The sequence below is a fragment of the Mesorhizobium sp. M7A.F.Ca.ET.027.03.2.1 genome (assembly GCF_003999175.1).
Lineage (GTDB): Bacteria > Pseudomonadota > Alphaproteobacteria > Rhizobiales > Rhizobiaceae > Mesorhizobium.
The window spans coordinates 1-406 of the sequence record NZ_RZOM01001955.1 but is presented as its reverse complement, the minus strand read 5'-3'; the positions used below and the strand labels follow the sequence as shown (position 1 = coordinate 406).

1 protein-coding gene is annotated in these 406 nt (G+C 55.7%); it reads right to left on the bottom strand.

Annotation, left to right across the window (positions count from 1 at the left end):
* Nucleotides 1-406, bottom strand: a 406-nt coding sequence (locus EN750_RS38950) for a GDP-mannose 4,6-dehydratase (protein WP_127399542.1), incomplete at both ends; no start/stop codon positions are given.

Below are 406 nucleotides of genomic sequence, written 5' to 3'. Positions count from 1 at the left end.
TCGTAGCAGGAACGCGGTCCGTGCGTGTTGACGTTGCCGAAGTAGCTCTCGGGCTGTGGATGCACGAAGGGATCGCCATAGACTTCGGACGTAGAGGCCTGGAATATCTTGGCCTTGTTCTGTCGCGCGAGTTCCAGAAGGTTCAGCGATCCAAGCACGCTTGTCTTGAAGGTGTGGATCGGGTCTGCCTGGTAGTGCGGCGGAGAGGCGGGGCAGGCGAGATTGTAGATCTCGTCGCACTGAAGATCCGAAGGCAGTGCATCGACGATGTCATGCTCGATGCAGGTGAAGCTCGGATTACGCAGAAGGGTATTGAGATTGTATCTTTTGCCGGTGTGGAAATTGTCCAGCGCGACAACGTCGTATCCGTCCCGCAAAAGACGTTCGCACAGATGCGATCCTAAAA